This is a genomic window from Paenibacillus agaridevorans, assembly GCF_003112455.1.
Classification (GTDB): Bacteria; Bacillota; Bacilli; order Paenibacillales; family Paenibacillaceae; genus Pristimantibacillus; species Pristimantibacillus agaridevorans.
The window spans coordinates 20,749-37,445 of record NZ_BDQX01000054.1 but is presented as its reverse complement, the minus strand read 5'-3'; the positions used below and the strand labels follow the sequence as shown (position 1 = coordinate 37,445).

Here is a 16,697-nt window from a genome sequence, read left to right as displayed (position 1 = left end):
CCGCCACTCTCGTATGGGCAAAATCGGGCGTGACGATCGCCACCGCATCGATTCCTCCGGTTCGCAGCATCTCGTTATGATCCGTGTATACGCGGGAAGCAGGAACGCCGAACTTCTCGGCGAGCGCGGCGGCCCGCTCCGCGTTCATGTCGCATACCGCAGCCACCTCGGCATGCGGATGATCGTTATAAATATAAGCGTGCGTCTGGCCCCATGTTCCCGCGCCGACGATTCCCATTTTAATTGTTGTCATGACCTTCATCGCCTTTCATTCGTTGGTTCGATTCATGAGTTAAATTATTTCACGCCGCCGAAGGTTAGGCCGCGAATCATATACTTCTGCACGACCATGGCGAACAGCAACACAGGCAAAATAGTGACGATGCCGATCGCCGACATCTCGCCCCATGCAACTCCGCTTACGGACAAGAAGAGCGTCACGGTCGTCGGAAGCGTCGATGCGTCCGCGCTGGTCAGGAACAGGGCGAACACGAACTCGTTCCAGGAATTGATGATGCAGAAGATCGCGGTCGCGATAAGCCCCGGGGTCGCAAGCGGCAAAATGATCTTGACGAATACCTGGAATCGGGAAGCTCCGTCCACGAACGCCGCTTCCTCCAGCGCGACCGGAATTTCCTCGAAGAAGCTGCGCATCATCCATATCGTGAAAGGAATGTTAAACAGCATGTAGCAAATGACGAGCACCAGATGCGTATCCAGCAGGCCGAGCATGCTCGCCATGACGAAAATCGGAATGACGGAGGCCATAGGCGGAAGCATCCGCAAGCTCAGTACCCAGAACGCCCGGTTCTCCTTCTTCTTGAATTCGAATCTGGCGAAGCCGTAAGCTGCCAAACCTCCCAGGAAAATCGATATCAACGTCGTAAGCAGAACGACGATCGCGCTGTTCTTTAAATAATCCATCGCGTGCCTGTCCTCGAACACGGCTCTGAAATTGTCCATCGTCGGAGTGAAGAACCATATGGCCGGATCGTACGTTTGCGTCCCCGTCTTCAAGCTAATGATGAGCATCCAGAGGAACGGGAACACGCAGAACACGCATACCAGCAATAACAGGATCGCCGTCGTTGCGCCGACTTTTTTGTTGCCCAGCGGATTCATCCTTTGTTCTCAACTCCTTTCCGGTAAAGCCTGATCAGCACCATGCTGATGACGGTCGTGAGCACGAGCAGCACGACGGAAACCGCCGCCGAACGCCCGATCCATCCCGTCCCGGCGAAGCCGAGTCGATAGACGTGAAGACTAAGAAATTCCGTAGTGCTGCCAGGGCCGCCCTGCGTCAGGGAATAAGGAATGTCGAACGTCTTTAGCGAGTCGATCGCCCGGAAGATGACCGCCAGCAGAATCATCGGCCAGAGCAGCGGCATCGTAATATTGCGGAATACTTGCAGCTTGCCGGCTCCGTCGATTGCCGCAGCTTCGTACGGATCGGACGGCAGCGAGCGCATGCCGGCGTATATAATGAGCGCCACGAACGGCGTATTCTGCCACACATCAACGAGAACGGTAGACCAGAACGCGTTCTCCCCCGACAACCAGATCACTTTGCCGCCGAAAAATTGGAGGAAGTAGTTCAGTACGCCGTATTCCGCGTTCATCATCAGCTTCCAGATTTGACCGGTAATGCTCGGCGTCATCGCCACCGGCACGATCATGCAGGCGAATACAAGAAACTTGAGCTTGAATTCGCGGTCCAGCAATACCGCCAGCCAGAAGCCGAGCAGCAGCTCGATGGCCGTGGTCACAAGCATGAAGCCCAGGCTGATGGATACCGAATACCAGAATTCGGCGTCTTTGCCAGTGAATAGTCGCATATAGTTTTCAAGCCAAACAAAGTCGAATGTCGGATAACCAAGCTCATAATTTGTCAGGCTCAGCCCGTACAGAAAGATGGTCGGAATAATCGTCAAAGCTCCAAGTATAACGATGGCGGGCATGATGTAAACGAGATGAGGTCTCTTCTTGAAATAGGAGCGAATCATTGCTGTCACCTTCCTTGCGTATATTGACCGGAGGCGCGCTGGCGCCCCCGGCCGCCGATTCCCGCGTTAACCGGCAATATCCTCCAGTTCTTCTTGCGCCTTCCGGGCGGCTTCTTCGGCGGTCACTTCCCCAAACATGGCGGCACTCACGTAGTAGCCGACCCGGTCCAGAATTTGACCCATCTTCTCATGCGGCGGAATCCAGGAGATGCCTTTCTCCACCAGCACGTTGGCGTCGTTCAGCGCTGCCAGCTGCACCGGGTAGGATGGATCGGCGGCCACAAGCTCCTGATCTTCGTAGATGGATGTCCGTACCGGCACGCCTCCGCCTTCGACGTAAGCTTTGGCATTAACTTTGCTGTTCATGTAGACGATGAACGCCCAAGCCGCTTCCTTGTTTTTGGACAGCGAGGAGATGGACATGTTCCAGCCGGCGAGCGCGCTGGCCTTGCCGTCCGGTCCTTCCGGCGTCGGAGCGAACGCGACCTTGTCGTACACCTGCGAGCTTGCCGGATCCAGGATGCGCTTCGCCAGCGCCGTCGCGTCCAGCCACATGGCGCTTTTGCCCGTCATGAACGCGGACAATGCTTCTTCATGCGTGTAGGACACGACGTCTTTCGGAGCGTTCTTAAGCAGATCGACGTAGAATTGCAGCGCTTCGACCGTCTTGGGATCGTTCATCGTTACTTCGCCCGTCTGCTGATTGATAAATCCTCCGCCGAAGTTGTACATGATCGTCATCAGGCCGGATGCCGCATGGACGCCCCGTTGCGCCCTCATGGAAACGCCGTACAAACCGTCTTCCTTGCCGTTAAAGAATTGCGCCAGCTCCAGGAATTCATCCATCGTTGTCGGCGCCTGCTTGCCGTACTTGTCGAACAAGTCCTTCCGATAAGCAATGAACCGGGTTTCGCCGGCCGTCGGAATGCCGTACGTCTTCTCCTCGTATTTGCTGATGCCGTTGCGATAGGCGGGAATAATATCCTCGTAATCGAACCAGGCCGGCGTAAGCGACTCGTTTCCGATATATTCGTCAAGCGGCTCGACGACCTTTTTCGCGCCGTATTCGCTCATCCAGAAGCCGTCCACCATCAGCACGTCGTACGAGCCCGTTTTGCCCGTGTAGTCGAGCAGCTGCTTGTTCTTCAGATACGTTTCCTCCATCACTTCCCACTTCACCTTGATGCCCGTCAGCTTCTCGAAATCCGCCGTCAGCTTTTGGAACGATTCCGTGGACGGATGGCTTGCGAAAGCCAGATTCAATGTGTCTCCTCCATACTGGCTCTTGATCGTCTCTCCCCATGCTTCGATCGTATCCGTCGCCCCCGCCGGCGCGCCTCCGCTGTTTCCTCCGGTATTGCCCGTCCCCGCCGAATTGCCGTTGCCGTTGCCCGATCCGCAAGCAGAAATAACGGCGGCAAGCAGCATTACCGTTGTAAGCTTCGTCCATTTGTTCGACATGTCTGCACACTCCCCTGTTCGATAATTGAGTCACAATACCTCACACCGATATCAACCTTTTTATGAAGCATCGGATGTGACAGTTCAAATCATAACGCGATAAACCGTTTTCAACAATGTATTGTAACGCCGACTCTTGTCTTCTGAAAACTAATTTACGAATTGATACAAAAAAACAAACCTTCATGTAAAGGTTCGTCACATAGTTGAATTATTTTTTTCTTTATACTCGAGCGGTGCAACGCCATAATATTTTTTGAAGATTTTCGAGAAATAAGGGTAATCGTTGAAGCCGCATTGCTCCGCGATATGATTGATTTTGGGAGCGTCCTCCCGCAGCAGCATTTCTTTAGCATTCTCCAGCCGGAATTCGCTTATGTATTGCGTAATGGGTTTCTTCATGACTTCCCTGAATATTTTGCTCAAATATGCCGGACTTAATCCTCCGTTCTCCGCCAGCCCCGACAAATTCAGGGAGGCATCTCCGTAACGCATGCTGATTTCCGCAATCGCCTCGTCGACGATTCGTTTATTGCGGGGCGCGCGGCTGCCCGCCACAAGCCTGATCTCCTCTCTCAAGATCAGCTTCCAGCTTTGCAGCAATTCTTCGGGCGAAGAGGCCGCCGGGGAAACCGGAGTGGATTCCGATCCCGGCGGACGCTTATGAGCAAGCATAAGCTCCGAACGAAAGAGGAGGCCGAAGTGGCCCATTATCCGTTTCATTTCCAGCAGCGTATGCCCGCGCCCGTTCAAATGCGCTCCCCATCTGTCGATGGCAGCGTCCGACTCCTCCGTTCGTTCGGCAAGCACGTTCTTCACGAGGGAAGCTACCGTCTCTTTCATGAGCCGAATGCTCTCCTCATCCATTCTGGATGTCCATTTGGCCGGATCGTTAAGCAATACTCTCGAAATGACCTCTTGCAGCTTGTCCCCCGTAATCGGCTTCAGCAGGTAATCGGACACTTGATGCCGCAGCGCTTGCTGCACGTATTGAAATTCGGCATATCCGCTAAGCACGATAATGGCAAGCTCGGGATAGAGTTCTCGGGCTTTGGCGATCAGTTGAAGGCCGTTCATGACGGGCATCTGGATGTCGGTGATGAGCAGATCGAATCGCCCCGTCTTGATCCGGTTCAGCGCTTCCTCGCCGTTCTTCGCCTCTTCGATGCCCGATATGTGGCCGCCCGGCTGCTCCAGCAACTTGACGATACCCCGACGGATCACGATTTCATCGTCAACGACCAACACTTTCATCCGCGTTTTCCCTCCTTCGGCAATACGATCCGGACGGTCACTCCCCCGGTTATCGATTCATGCAGCTCCAGTCCGTAACCTTCCCCGTAACGAAGCCTGATCCTCCCGTGTACATTAAGCAGGCCGATGCCTCTCTTTGGCCCGTCATTCCGTTCTTCTTCGGGGACATCGGATTCGCCGTCACGGAACCTCTCGTTCCACAATGTGATGGCGGACTCCTCCATGCCTTGTCCGTTATCCTCGATGCATACGGCGTAAGTATATTCGTCGACATCTTCCGCGTACAGTTTCAAATAATAATCCCGTTCCCCCACGAACGCGTAATGGAAGGCGTTCTCCACGATGGGCTGGAGCGTAAGCTTCACGATTGGGTACCGGTCGAACGGCTCCAACCCATCCATATCGATCTCGATATGAGGGTAACGCTCCTGTTGGATTTCCAGATACGTGCTTACATGCTCGATCTCGGTCCCGAGCTCTACTTCCACCCTGGGATTGTCGATCGTATACCGATAGAAGTCGGCCATCGCCTTGCTCATCCTGCTGACGGGCGGCGCATCGTGCAGGATAGCCTGGCAGTTGATCACTTCCAGCGTATTATACAGAAAATGCGGATTAATCTGATTTTGCATCGCAAGCAGCATGGCATCCTTTTGCTTCATCTCGGCATTGATTTTCTCCATCTCGACAACGTAGACACGGTCGATCATCTCCGACAGGTTGGCGAGCATCTTATTGAAATTCCGGCCTAGCAGCCCGATCTCATCCGTATATTTGCTTGAGAATCTGACATCAAGATCGCCGATTTCCACCTTTTTCATCAATTGCAGCAGCTTCTTGATCGGCTGGACCAGCATCAGGGATAACAAAAACGAAATCATTAGCGTAATGAGCAGAATGGCGATGATGACATACGGATTGACGACCTGGATCTGCCGGACTTTATCGGTTATCCCCCCTTTGTTGATATAAGCCTGCACTTGAAAGCCGCTGTAGCTCAAACGGGATTCCGTTCTCAAATAATGCGCCTCGTTCGAACCGCTGCCGTCCGGAAACGACGAATAAACGATATATCCTCGAGCATCCTTCAACTCGATCAGCAGATCCGAAGCTGCGAGCAGGCGGAAGGCGTCGCTGAAAATACGACCGTTCAGGCGGACGGCCAAGAGCGCGTCCCGCCCCTCCGCATCGTATTTGCCTATCGTCAAATAGATCGACGAATAAGACCTGTCTTGGTAAAAGAGATGGTCGCGGGTTGGCTTCGACCACATATCGGCTTCCTTCGCGAGAAAGCTTTGATACCAAGAGTGGCTTTTATAATCAATGCCGGGAACCCTGTCGAGGCCCTGATCGTGAATCAGCGTCTCGCGGCCGCCGTTGCCGTTATCCTTGATCAGCAGAAACACGGATTCGACTTCGCTGGAATATTGCCCCCGAAACGCCTCCAGCTTGCTGACCGGCCGTCCGCCGGAATCGCCGATCAGCTCGGAGCCATTGTCGGAGTAATAATACAAATATTGCACGTTCTGTACGACGCGCTGCAACTGGTTGTCCAGATTGAAGCCCGCCTGGTTGATGGAGCGCTGAACGCGGTCGAGCTCGTTCTCCGTAATGATTCGCTCGTAATACTGCTGGTAGATGAACACCAAGCTGAATACGCCGATAAACGATACGACGGATATGGATATGAATATTTTCGTAAAAAAGCGCCGGTTCATCAACCGTCTCACTAACAAATAAACGACATTCCGCATTTTCGCTCCTCCTAACGAAGCTGCCCGACACGATGCCGGAGCGATAATGCAGTATTATACCACGAACTCCGCTTCCATGTTGCCAAGCTGCTTGGAATACCCGAAGTGAGAAAAACTTCTATCGAAGTCCTTCGAGGATGTGCGACCGCGTTTAGATGAAGTTTTTATCGCCAAATAGAATTTCGGTTTTCGATTTCCCGAAAACTTATAAATTCTATTGTGGTAAAAAAAGGCCCCCGGCTGCCATCTGCGATGACCCGGGATGCCCTCTCACTCCTATAGGTTGCCGCCATATCTTTGTACATGTCCCGAATCCACATTTTTTCTTGCAAACAGGCTGCCAAGCGACAGCTTGGCGCACCATAACGCAAACGATACGAAGATCAGGCCCCAGACAATAGCCGGAACGGCGGTTGTTCCGCTTAAGCTGGCCGCATCGCCTGCGGCAGCCGGGTCGACGACGGCCAAATACAAAATGACAAGCGAGGAAACAACGGATTCAACGAGGCACAGAAATGCGATGAGCAAATAATAACCTTTCATGAGCCATGCCTGCCCAGCCAAAGCAATCAGGAGCGTTACAGCGGCAAAACCGGCGCTCCATGCCACTCCGTATCCGTTCCGCACGAACAAGGCAAGCGCCGCGGTGGCCAGCACAGCCACGATAATAAGACCTGCTTTGACCCGTCCTTTCGCGTACAAGGAGAAGAGCAGAACGGTAAACAAGGAAGCCCCGATATATCCTGCCAGTGCGATCGGAATCATCATCCAGCCTTCTTGAAATCTCGTATAGGTCACTCCGCTTTGGTCCGCGAAGAGATGGATATGCATGACGCTGCCTTGAAGAACGAGCGCCGCCGCGGCATGCGCAAGCTCATGAACCAGCGTATTCACGTTCCGAAAGAAGGATGAGAACGGGATGAACCGGGTCAGCACCAATACGACAACAAAAATAACGCCTGCTCGCAACCACGAGAACAATTCATCACCCCCAAAAGTCGTTATTATACATAATAACACTTTTGTTGCTGCGGTACCTTATATGAAGCGGATGGCTCCTGATCCTATTATTTTATAATCAGCGAGCATATGCAAAGTTGGATAACCGGGAGCATAAATAAGCGGATAGTCAATTGGACAAACCACTTCTTTTAGGGACCGTTATTTTGGGGATGGACAGGCATTGTTTGCTCTTTAAAGCTCTCTCTGTCTAGCCGCCTCGAACAACAATACGGTTGTTGCCATTGCCACGTTCAGCGATTCCGCGCGGCCCCGCATCGGAATAATGACGGATTCGTCCATGAGCTCGCGGACAGCGGCCGACAGACCGTTCGACTCGTTGCCCATCAGCAGCCAGGTCGGTTGTTTCCAGTCGTAGCCATAGCAGCTATGATCCGCTTGCAGGCTCGTTCCGACGCGCTTAATGCCCCGATCGCCCGCGAGCGGCAGCAGCTCTGTGAGATCTCCCTCCACGATCGGGAGATGAAACAACGAACCCATCGTGGAGCGCACGACTTTGGGGTTAAAGAGATCGACGCTGCCTTTGCCCAGCAGCACGGCATCCGCGCCTACCGCGTCCGCGCTCCGGATAATCGTGCCGACATTGCCGGGATCGCGCAAGCCGTCCAGCACGACAACAAGGCCTTTACCGCGAAATAGCGCTTCCGCGTCAGTGTTTGGCTTTACCAAAACGGCGAATACCGGAGGAGGACTGTCCGTGTCGGAGCACTTGGCCATGACGGCGCGCGAGGCCCGATTCCATTCGGCATCCATCCCCCGCTCCGACTCCTCGATGTCCGCGAGCTCCTCAGGCAATCCGCGTTCGTCGTCGTAGACGACGGTTCGCACTCCGGCGCCGGACTGGAACGCTTCCTTGATCAGGTGGACGCCTTCGATCAGGAAAAGTCCCGATTTATCGCGGTTTTTTTTATCCAGCAACGCTGCCCAGCCTTTGACCCGGTCGTTTAGCGCGGAACTGATCAGCATATGACGATTATGATTACGATTATGATGAGTCATTAGCTTTCCCTGCCTATTCCTTCATATAATGGGTTGCCCCTATGGCACCGTCGATTAATCTCATCCAGTATACCACAACCTTATCCTGGCTTGGATGAAGGCCAAGCGGCAAGGGAATAGTAAGTCGTGCACCGGAAGCAACATGAATCCAGGCGGGAGGTATTGTCAATGAATCCGATAATCGACTTGCGACAAGCCATTGTCAATCGTGTGCAAGATAATTCCAAGGAGCAGCTGGCAGAGGTGATTGAAGGATCGGTCGACCATGACGAGAAGGCGCTGCCCGGTCTCGGCGTACTATTCGAGATGGTCTGGAAGCAGTCCAGCGAGAACGAGCAATCTCATCTGGTCAATGCCATATACCAGCATCTGCATGGCGACACGGGCAATGCAGCTGCGAATCCTTCGCCCTCTTAAGCATTAATATCGGACGGAGGAACGATATACTCTAACTCCGCCCACAATCGTATCGGTAACCCACGGCATTCCTTCATACCGGCCAACGATGATGAGATCGGCCGATTTGTCACGCTCGATGGACCCTATCCGACTGTCTGCCGACATCGCTTGCGCCGGATGCAGGGAAGCCATACGAACAGCGGCGGGCAGATCGGCCGTCCCTTCGTCTGCCAGCTTGAAGATCGCCGTTAGCAACGAAGAAGGATGATAGTCCGAGCAAATAATATCGGCCGCCCCTAGACGGATCGCTTCCGATGCACTTAGGTTGCCGTCGTGCGAGACACCGCGAACGATGTTCGGCGCGCCAACGCATACGCGCATTCCTCGAGTCACCGCATACTGCGCGGTCTCCAACGTGATGGGAAATTCGCTCACATTCGCGCCAAGCGAATATGATCGATTCACCTGCTCCGGCGTATCGTCGTCATGCGAAGCGACGCCAATGCCGCGTGATCGCGCCAGTTCGCCGAGCTTCTTAAGACGGTCGGTATCCACGCTTTTGCGACGCTCCGCCAGCTCCTCTACGATCGTCTGCACCTCATCCATCGTGACACCCTGATTTTTCATTACATATCGTTCGAAGGAGCCAGGCTTGCGATATTGTCCGCTCCCGGGGGAGTGATCCATAAACGATAAATAATGGATGGCGCCTTCCTCCACATAACGTTCCGCAATGGGCAAGCCGGCATGATGCGAGATCTCAAACCGCAAGTGAATCAAATTCCGGATCATGGAGCGACGCTCGTTGTACCGTCCGATCAGATCCACCATGCCAGTTAAATAATGATCGCCCCGCAAGCTTAGTCCTACCCCGAGCGACAACGAATGATACATCGTCGTTATCCCATGCAATGGCAGCTTCCGCTCGAACTCCATAAGCGCCATCTCCAGCGGGAACAGAGTATTGGGGCGCGGCTGGACCTCCTTCTCGATGGCGTCGCAATGGATGTCGATGAGTCCCGGCAGCACGAAATTCCCTTCGGCATCAACGACTTCCGCTTCGGGGTACCGATCCAGGAACGAGGCCGCAGTCGGCGCAATGCCAGCTCCCCGATCCTCTTCCTCCAAAATGTCCGTAATCCGCCCATCGACAATTCCAACGGAGCCTTTAATGACACGGTCCGCGAGCACGAGTTGTCCATCGCGGATCAGCATCGGCGATGTTGGCCGATCCATTAGCGGCAGCGGCGTCATGTTCCTATTGTTCACGGTTATTTTCCGACCCTTTCCTGTTAAATTTCGTAAAATCCAAGTTTGTACATGTAGCGTACCATAACCCGCGAACAAACAAAATAACCGCGGGAGCTTCCCGCGGCCATCTTTTTAACGTCTATTGTTCTCTCGGAATGAAATTATAAATCTCGCCGGATTCGAACGAGTCGATGAGCCTGTCCAGCCAGCGATAATAGCTCAGCGCCTCCTCGATCTTGCCCTTGTCGTTTAGAAGCAGCTTCATAAAAGCTTCGTCGTCCTCGTATTGCTCCATCATTGCCCCTATATCCTTCAGCGACCGCTGCATAACGTTCATGTTCTGCTCAACCGCCTTGCGCCACTTGATAGAAAAGAAGTCCGCGAAGTTCTGATGCCAGTCTGGTTCCACCTCGTACAGATCTTTCCTGGAACCCTTGCCCCACACCTTATTGATCATCTTGAGATCATGCAGAGTACGCATGCCAGTGCTCATCGACGTCTTGCTCATGCCCATCGTTTCGCTCATCTCGTCCAGTGTAGCGGGCTCCTGATTAAAATACATATTTCCATATAAATGGCCAATGGATAACGTAATGCCGTATAAATCCATGTTTTTACCGATCGATTCCACCACGCGTCTGCGCGTTCCGAGCAGCTTCGCGCGTTGTTCATCCGTAATGGCTGCTAATTCATTCATGTTATCCCTCCCAAGGAGCGGCAGCGCCTGTCAAAACCTCTAACGATATTGAAGCACACAACCTAATCTATGTAAAGGAGGTCTTTAAGGCGGAATTTGGCGTTATCCGGAGTATACGGTATGTATAGTACGTAAAGTTAAAACTGTACAAAGTATACGAAGCCTCAGCGTCTTTGACCATAACAACTTTATCCAGATACACTTGAGGAGTCGATTTTTTACCGGAAACCTTGGAAGGGGGCGTACAAACATGGCCATTATAGAAGCCAGGAAGCTGACGAAAATATTCGGCAATGATCCGAAGAAGGCCATTCCGCTGCTCGATAAAGGCTGGTCGAAGGACAAAATATTAGCGGAAACTAAGCTGACCGTCGGCGTCAATCAAGCGGAATTCTCTATTGAAGAAGGAGAAATCTTTGTGATCATGGGGCTCTCGGGAAGCGGCAAGTCGACGCTCGTGAGGCTCCTCAATAGACTGATCGAGCCAACAGCGGGACAACTGCTGTTCTCGGGACAGGATGTCATGAAGATGAACGCGGAGCAGCTCCGCGATTTCCGTCGCAAGAACATTGGCATGGTGTTCCAGAAATTCGCGCTGTTCCCTCATAGAACCGTGCTGCGCAACGCAGAGTACGGACTGGAGGTGCAGGGCATCGTGAAGAAGGAACGCAAGGAAATGGCAATGCGCTCATTGGAACTTGTCGGCCTAAAGGGCTGGGAAGACAGCTATCCCGAACAGCTTAGCGGCGGCATGCAGCAGCGTGTCGGACTGGCGCGCGGACTCGCCAACGATCCTGACATTCTTCTCATGGACGAAGCGTTCAGCGCACTGGATCCACTCATCCGCAAAGATATGCAGGATGAGCTTCTGGAGCTGCAGAGCCAGATGAAGAAGACCATTATCTTCATTACGCATGATCTCGACGAAGCCTTGCGTATCGGCGATCGCATTGCATTAATGAAGGATGGCCGTATCGTACAGATCGGCACGCCGGAGGATATTTTGATGCAGCCCGCCAACGAATACGTGGAGCGGTTCGTCGAAGATGTCGACCTGTCGAAGGTGCTCACTGCCTCTCACGTCATGGAGAAGGCCGAGACGATTACACTCGACAAAGGTCCTCGCGTCGCATTGCAATTTATGCGCGAACGCGGCGTCTCCAGCTTGTATGCCGTAGACAAGTCGATGAAGCTGCTCGGCATCGTCACGGCGGATGATGCAGCCCGCGCCATCAAGGAGAACTTGAAGCTCGAGGATACTCTTATGCGAGAGGATATTCCGATTGTCTCGCCGGATGCCGTACTCAATGAATTGTTCGAATTGATGGGCAATATCAGGCTACCGGTCGCAGTAACGGACGATAATGGCCGCTTAAAGGGCGTCGTGATCAAGGGAGCCGTTCTCGCAGCGCTTGCGGGCAATACCAATGTCGTGACGGAGGGAGGAGATAACCATGAATCTGCCTAAAATTCCTCTTTCAGACTGGATCGAGACGCTCGAGGAATGGCTCGAGAACAATCTCAGTCCGCTGTTCGACTTCATTAAGCTGATCATCGGAGGAACCGTCGAAGGGTTGAACAACGCGCTGGACTGGCTGCCAACACTTGCAGTTATTATCATCTTCTCAGCACTCGCCTGGTACATCGGCAAGTGGAAGATGGGCGTGTTCACCGCGATCGGCTTGCTCATTATCGACAATCTGCAGCTCTGGAGCCAGACGATGCAGACGTTGTCGCTCGTGCTGACCGCCGCGTTCATCTCCATCCTTATCGGCATACCGATCGGCATTCTGATTGCCCGCTACAACGGGCTGCAACGAGTGATCACTCCGGTGCTGGACTTTATGCAAACGATGCCCGCATTCGTGTATCTTCTGCCCGCGGTTACGTTCTTTAGCCTCGGCGTTGTGCCAGGCGTTATATCGTCGATTATCTTTGCGATTCCGCCTACGATTCGCCTAACCAATCTCGGCATCCGGCAGGTCCCGGCCGAGCTCGTGGAAGCAGCCGACGCGTTCGGTTCGACTCCGGGACAGAAGCTGATCAAGCTTCAACTCCCCATCGCATTGCCTACAATAATGGCGGGCGTGAATCAGACCATTATGTTATCTCTGTCCATGGTCGTTATCGCATCCATGGTCGGCGCGCAAGGCGTCGGCGCTACGGTCTACCGGGCTGTAACGCAGGTAAAGACTGGAATTGGCTTCGAGGCCGGGCTTGCTATCGTTATTTTGGCCATTATACTGGATCGTTTAACCCAACAGGTGATCAAACGTTCCAAGGCATAAAATATTTTATTATAGAAAAGGGAGTGTTGGTTCTATGAAGAAGAAATGGAATGTATTCGCGGCGGTCGCCATGTCGGTCGCGCTGCTGGCAGGCTGCGGAGCGAACAATGGAGACAATGGCGGAGGGTCCGGAGACGGCGCTTCGAATGCCAAAAAAGAAATCAAGCTTGCTTACGTCGCTTGGGATTCCGAAATCGCGAGTACGCATGTCGTGAAGGAAGTGCTGGAGACCAAACTGGGCTACAAAGTAGATATGCTCCAAGTCGACGCGGGACCTATGTGGACCGGAATTGCGGACGGCAGCGCAGATGCTATGGTAGCCGCATGGCTGCCGACCACGCATGAATCGTATCTCGCCGACAACGAAGGCAAGCTGGAGGATCTGGGTCCAAACCTGGAAGGTACGAAGCTCGGCCTTGTCGTTCCGGCTTACATGGATGTTAACAGCATCGAGGAACTCGCAACGGACGCAACTGTCGGCGATGGCGTCAAATACACCATTACCGGAATCGAGCCGGGCGCCGGCCTCATGATGAAGACCGAAGACGTGCTAGAGCAGTATGGACTGAAGGACAAGTGGACGCTGCTGGAGAGCTCCTCCGCTGCCATGACACAGGCGCTGGAGAGCGCGTACAAGAAAGAAGAGCCTATCATCGTGACGGGCTGGACGCCTCACTGGAAGTTCGCCAAAATGGACTTAAAATATCTTGAGGATCCAAATGGTGTCTACGGCCAGGACGAGCAGATTCATACGGTCGTTCGTAACGGCCTTAAGGACGCGCAGCCCGAAGCCTATGCGTTCCTCGACAAATTCAACTGGTCGCCGGACGATATGGCCGCGGTCATGATCGACATCGTCGAAGGCGCATCGCCAGAGGACGCTGCGAAAGCTTGGGTCGAGGCTAACGGCGATAAAGTCGACGCTTGGTTGGCGGAGTAACAGGAGCAGTACAATCTAAGAATAGCTAAAAGGCGTTGCGGGACTGCCCCGCAACGCCTTTTTCCATTCAAAGGAAACGATGCTTGACCTCGGATGCCTCATCTACCAAATACCCGCAGGACTATGTGATGACTATGTTCTTGTCAAATCACTGTCACTTCCGCTCCCGCCGCATGCCTAGAAGCCGTTATGCTGAAGCAGATCGAATCGATTGCCGTACAGGTCCTCGAAGACGACCTCGACACCCCAAGGCACCTCGTTCGGCTCGCCGAAGAACTTTACGCCTGCCGCCTTCATGACCTCGTAATCCCGACGGCAATCATCCGTCTGAATGACCAGGTTCACATGATTGGCAACCTGGCTGCCGACTCTGGCCCGCTTCTCTTCGCTGTCCGCGAGCACCAGCACGATGGCGGTCTGACATTCCCTGGAAGGAGCCAGACTGACCCATCTCATGCCGCCTCCAAACTCGTTGTCCGCCAACAGCTCGAAGCCGGCCTTGTCCCTGTAGAATGCGATGGCCTCATCGTAATCCTCCACCAGAATGGTAACATGTCCGATTGTTCGTTTCATTTTAACTTCCTCCCTTTGCCCGATCTCTACTCCATCTTACTTTGCGTTCCATCACCATTCTTGTATAAATCCGACAACAAGTTTTTTTCGCTCAAATATTTTGACGGCGTCGTCCCCACTAGCTTTGCGAACGCCCGATTGAAATGCGCCTGATCGTAAATTAGGTTTCATCATTGTCGTTCACCTCTCGCCTCCAATTATCTCATACGAGCATTCAAAGTGACAGCCGGACGAGCAGTTCGCCTCTAAGCCGATTTTCTCGGCTTGCAGCTCGTGCAGAGGTGCAGTTTCGACCTACGGCTATTAAACTCCTATGGTGGTCATTCTCCCGGCGAACGCTGAACAAGATCACCCTGACGAGTGGTTGGAAATTAATGTATTCGAGTACGCCTCTCCTACCAACATATGACAGACGGTAGAGGCGCTATTTTGTCGATTTTCGGATTTTAAAAAAGACCTTATTCGCTCCCGTTAACATCACCCTACGAGCAGGGAGCAAACGGACTATTATAGTGGAAATATCCGCTTTATTGGGCTACGGCGGGGGCGATCGGACTTTTATAGCGGAAAAATCCGCTTTATTGGGCTGTGCCGGGGGCGTTCGGACTTTTATAGCGGAAAAATCCGCTTTATTGGGCTGCACCGGGGGCGTTCGGACAGTTTATAGCGGAAAAATCCGCTTTATTGGGCTGCACCGGGGGCGATCGGACTTTTATAGCGGAAATATCCGCTTTATTGGGCTGTGCCGGGGGCAGAACAGGCGAGTAACGTGGACGAATGAAGTTTTTTGCTTGCTTCATTGGCTACCTCGAGCCGGCCATGCAGCAAACGAAGCATCGTTTTTTGCTTTATTGGCTACCTTTTCCCAAATAAAAAAGGCCAATCCATCAATCGGATTGACCTTTCCATTCCAGCTCGCTACGAGCCCGCCATCGCCCGTGCCGCCTAGTCCAGCGTAAACGGCTGCAAGCCCAGCGGCAGCGGCTGCGGACGCTCGCAGCTGCTCTTCATGATGTAATGCGCGCCTTGCTCCGAAGCGTCGTGGAAGCCGTGCATCGCTTCCAGCACATGATACGCGAGCTCGCCGTTCGCCCGGTGCTTGCGGCCCGTCTGGATCGCCTTGGCCATGTCGGCCGCGCCGACGCCGCGCGCGTTCTCCGAGTAGCCGTGCGTAAGCGGAATCGTCGCCCATTCCCGAGTTCCGGCACGGCATACGAGAATTTCGCCGCCAAAATTATTGGGATCCGGCACGACCATCGTGCCGCCGCTGCCATACACTTCGATACGCGGAAGCGTGGAACCGCCCTTCGCATCGAAGCTCGTCAGGATGGTGCCAATCGCGCCGGAAGCGAAGTCCATAACGCCGGCAATATGCGTCGGAACTTCGACCTGCACCTTTTGCCCGAATTTCGGCTGACTTGTAATGGTTCGCTCAGGATAAGAGATACGGGCGGAGCCCGTCACTCGGGTCATTGGCCCCAGCATCGCTACCAGCGCGGTGAGATAGTACGGTCCCATGTCGAACATCGGGCCGCCGCCCTTCTGGTAATAGAACTCCGGCGAAGGATGCCAATTTTCGTGGCCGCCGCCCACCATAAACGCGGTTGCGCCGATCGGCGTGCCTATCCAGCCGTCTTCGATAAGCTTAATGCAAGTTTGAATTCCCCCGCCAAGGAACGTATCCGGCGCGCTGCCAACATACAGTCCTTTGCGCGCGGCAAGCTCCAGCACCTCTTGCGCTTCTTCGCGCGTAACGGCGAACGGCTTCTCGACGTACGTATGTTTGCCTGCCTCCAGCGCCCGCAGATTAACCGCCGCATGCGCCTGGGGAATCGTCAGATTGATGATCATATCGATATCCGGGTCGGCCAACATCTCATCCACGGAATAACCCCGCACGCCGTATTGCTCGCCCTTCGCCTTCGCCCGATCCACGTCGAGGTCCGCGCACGCGACCACCTGCAACGCATCGAATTTGCTGCCGTTCTCGAAGTAGATGCCGCTGATGTTGCCGGTTCCTATAATGCCTGCTTTAATTTTGTCCATGTGCTCCCATCC

16 protein-coding genes are annotated in these 16,697 nt (G+C 53.7%); 4 read left to right on the top strand and 12 right to left on the bottom strand.

Translation table 11 applies throughout. The annotated features are described in order from the left end of the window. The 8 genes from PAT3040_RS06060 to PAT3040_RS06025 all read right to left on the bottom strand — a co-directional run. On the bottom strand, positions 1-253 hold a 253-nt coding region (locus PAT3040_RS06060), incomplete at its 3' end, for a Gfo/Idh/MocA family protein (protein WP_181376458.1). A 44-nt stretch (positions 254-297) separates the two neighbouring features. Beyond that, complete coding sequence (locus PAT3040_RS06055) at positions 298-1,122, bottom strand: carbohydrate ABC transporter permease (RefSeq protein ID WP_087570124.1); 825 nt, start codon at positions 1,120-1,122, stop codon at positions 298-300. Further along, entirely contained in the window at positions 1,119-2,003 is an 885-nt protein-coding gene (locus tag PAT3040_RS06050) for a carbohydrate ABC transporter permease (RefSeq protein ID WP_108991898.1), read from the bottom strand. The genes PAT3040_RS06055 and PAT3040_RS06050 overlap by 4 nt, the downstream gene beginning before the upstream one ends. Before the next feature lie 66 nt (positions 2,004-2,069). Next, the gene (locus PAT3040_RS06045) at positions 2,070-3,464 is read right to left on the bottom strand and encodes an extracellular solute-binding protein (RefSeq protein WP_108991897.1); all 1,395 of its coding nucleotides are present in this window, start codon (positions 3,462-3,464) and stop codon (positions 2,070-2,072) included. Between the two features lie 198 nt (positions 3,465-3,662). After that, on the bottom strand, positions 3,663-4,718 hold the full coding sequence (locus tag PAT3040_RS06040; protein WP_108991896.1) for a response regulator transcription factor: 1,056 nt from the start codon (positions 4,716-4,718) through the stop codon (positions 3,663-3,665). Beyond that, positions 4,715-6,472, bottom strand: coding sequence for a sensor histidine kinase (locus tag PAT3040_RS06035; RefSeq protein WP_108991895.1), 1,758 nt, complete (start codon positions 6,470-6,472; stop codon positions 4,715-4,717). Before PAT3040_RS06035 ends, PAT3040_RS06040 begins: the two co-directional genes overlap by 4 nt. Positions 6,473-6,748: 276 nt before the next feature. Further along, positions 6,749-7,453, bottom strand: coding sequence for a M50 family metallopeptidase (locus PAT3040_RS06030; protein ID WP_108991894.1), 705 nt, complete (start codon positions 7,451-7,453; stop codon positions 6,749-6,751). A 213-nt stretch (positions 7,454-7,666) separates the two neighbouring features. Beyond that, positions 7,667-8,491: a TrmH family RNA methyltransferase gene (locus PAT3040_RS06025; RefSeq protein WP_258234860.1), complete on the bottom strand. Its 825-nt coding sequence runs from the start codon at positions 8,489-8,491 to the stop codon at positions 7,667-7,669. Positions 8,492-8,659: 168 nt separating this feature from the next. On the opposite strand from PAT3040_RS06025, the gene sspI reads away from it, so the two are divergent. Next, positions 8,660-8,908 (top strand): small acid-soluble spore protein SspI, encoded by a 249-nt coding sequence (gene sspI, locus PAT3040_RS06020; RefSeq protein ID WP_087570118.1) that lies wholly within the window; start codon positions 8,660-8,662, stop codon positions 8,906-8,908. 3 nt (positions 8,909-8,911) lie between these two features. On the opposite strand, the gene PAT3040_RS06015 is transcribed toward sspI, so the two are convergent. Together PAT3040_RS06015 and PAT3040_RS06010 are read right to left on the bottom strand one after the other, a co-directional pair. Further along, complete coding sequence (locus PAT3040_RS06015; protein ID WP_258234859.1) at positions 8,912-10,159, bottom strand: alpha-D-ribose 1-methylphosphonate 5-triphosphate diphosphatase; 1,248 nt, start codon at positions 10,157-10,159, stop codon at positions 8,912-8,914. Between the two features lie 121 nt (positions 10,160-10,280). Further along, positions 10,281-10,838 (bottom strand): GbsR/MarR family transcriptional regulator, encoded by a 558-nt coding sequence (locus tag PAT3040_RS06010; RefSeq protein ID WP_108991893.1) that lies wholly within the window; start codon positions 10,836-10,838, stop codon positions 10,281-10,283. A 250-nt stretch (positions 10,839-11,088) separates the two neighbouring features. Here PAT3040_RS06010 and PAT3040_RS06005 point away from each other — a divergent pair, with 250 nt between their 5' ends. The 3 genes from PAT3040_RS06005 to PAT3040_RS05995 are packed head-to-tail and all read left to right on the top strand — an operon-like array spanning position 11,089 to position 14,066. Next, the gene (locus PAT3040_RS06005; protein WP_108991892.1) at positions 11,089-12,306 is read left to right on the top strand and encodes a quaternary amine ABC transporter ATP-binding protein; all 1,218 of its coding nucleotides are present in this window, start codon (positions 11,089-11,091) and stop codon (positions 12,304-12,306) included. Next, the gene (locus PAT3040_RS06000) at positions 12,293-13,126 is read left to right on the top strand and encodes an ABC transporter permease (protein WP_108991891.1); all 834 of its coding nucleotides are present in this window, start codon (positions 12,293-12,295) and stop codon (positions 13,124-13,126) included. Before PAT3040_RS06005 ends, PAT3040_RS06000 begins: the two co-directional genes overlap by 14 nt. 34 nt (positions 13,127-13,160) lie before the next feature. Next, positions 13,161-14,066 (top strand): glycine betaine ABC transporter substrate-binding protein, encoded by a 906-nt coding sequence (locus tag PAT3040_RS05995; protein ID WP_108991890.1) that lies wholly within the window; start codon positions 13,161-13,163, stop codon positions 14,064-14,066. 177 nt (positions 14,067-14,243) lie between these two features. Here PAT3040_RS05995 and PAT3040_RS05990 read toward each other — a convergent pair whose 3' ends face one another. Further along, complete coding sequence (locus PAT3040_RS05990; protein WP_108991889.1) at positions 14,244-14,639, bottom strand: VOC family protein; 396 nt, start codon at positions 14,637-14,639, stop codon at positions 14,244-14,246. Between the two features lie 945 nt (positions 14,640-15,584). Further along, positions 15,585-16,685 (bottom strand): Gfo/Idh/MocA family protein, encoded by a 1,101-nt coding sequence (locus PAT3040_RS05985; protein WP_108991888.1) that lies wholly within the window; start codon positions 16,683-16,685, stop codon positions 15,585-15,587. Between the last annotated feature and the right edge of the window lie 12 nt (positions 16,686-16,697).